This is a genomic window from Streptobacillus canis, assembly GCF_009733925.1.
GTDB classification, from domain to species: Bacteria; Fusobacteriota; Fusobacteriia; order Fusobacteriales; family Leptotrichiaceae; genus Streptobacillus; species Streptobacillus canis.
The window spans coordinates 1-1,195 of the sequence record NZ_WOEI01000053.1 but is presented as its reverse complement, the minus strand read 5'-3'; the positions used below and the strand labels follow the sequence as shown (position 1 = coordinate 1,195).

Annotated in this window: 2 protein-coding genes and 1 pseudogene; all 3 read right to left on the bottom strand. The window is 21.5% G+C overall.

The genetic code is table 11. The features are described from left to right. Positions 1–99: 99 nt before the first annotated feature. Positions 100–321 (bottom strand): transposase, encoded by a 222-nt coding sequence (locus tag GM111_RS08030; protein ID WP_231479794.1) that lies wholly within the window; start codon positions 319–321, stop codon positions 100–102. Positions 322–456: 135 nt separating this feature from the next. Then, positions 457–585: a hypothetical protein gene (locus GM111_RS08525; RefSeq protein ID WP_269320152.1), complete on the bottom strand. Its 129-nt coding sequence runs from the start codon at positions 583–585 to the stop codon at positions 457–459. Positions 586–820: 235 nt separating this feature from the next. Continuing rightward, positions 821–901 (bottom strand): annotated as a pseudogene (locus GM111_RS08620) (hypothetical protein); the annotation flags it as partial. Positions 902–1,195 lie beyond the last annotated feature (294 nt).

Sequence of the window (1,195 nt, the reverse complement as noted above, 5' to 3'; positions counted from 1 at the left end):
AAAAAAATAGAAGGGATTAATCTAAAAAAATTAGATAATTCCTTCTATTTTATTAATTTTTTTGTACAACAAAAATAAGGGTTTAAATATTTTAAGTATTTATGATATTTCTTTTATCTTGTGTAATATATTACCCTTTTTATTATTCTTTAGTTTATTTATATGTGTTTTAAAATTATATCCCATTATTAGAAATGTAAGTTCTCTATTAACAGAGTTATTACCTCTTACTTTCAATTTTCTAACTTTCATATCTTCTTTTATTACTGCAAATGCTCCTTCTACTTGAATTGAACGATTTAATCTTAACTCTTTCCCAATAATAGTTTCAATATTTTCTTTAGAATTATTACTATATTCTCTATTCTATTTAAATCTTTTTTAAAAGCTCTACTTTTAGATTTCTCATAATTTTGTGGTTTTATATATGAAATTAACCCTTTACTCTCTAAGTATTCATAATTCTAAAAAAGGTATCAATGTATTTGTATCTGTTGGATTAGAAAAAATTTTAAAATCAACTATTAATTCACTAGATACACCAATTTGTAGATTATATCCAGGTTTTAATTGACCATTATTCATATATTTAAATGTCTCTCATATTCTTCATTTAACAATTTGTATGTTTTTTGATGACATAATACGAGTTGAATTCACTAATTAGTTCTATTATTTTTATTTTATTCTTTTCTTTATTTTTAATAACTGCTTTTTTCCATACAAAAGTATATTTATTAGCATATGCTTTTAATTTAGTACCATCAAGTAAATACTTAAATTTGATATTTTCATTACAATAATTTTCTATTTCTCTAAGCGATTTAACTTTTCTTGAATATGCATATATTATTACAGCTAGAAGTCTGATAGGATTAATCTTTGTTTTGTATTGAAACATTTTTTTAAATTCAGTTAAATCTAATTCCTCCAATATATTTATTAATTCCAATACGGGATCTCCTTCTTCTATTTGGTAGTAAAAAGCATTAAAAAGTTTTGTTTGCTTTATTTCAGAAATTGTTGTATAATTAGCAAAAGATTTCATAAGTATATTATATCACAAAACCTTGATTTTATCTAGTTTTTAAGTGATTTAATATACTTTTTTTGTAAAAAAAAGAGATAAAATTTATATGAATTTTCATATGTTTTTTATCTCTTTTCATTAATTAGGACTTTTCAACAGCCCCTT

What these genes read in the sequence shown, in the direction of transcription:
- GM111_RS08525 (WP_269320152.1), bottom strand. Translation starts at nt 585, where the DNA reads ATGAATAATGGTCAATTAAAACCTGGATATAATCTACAAATTGGTGTA.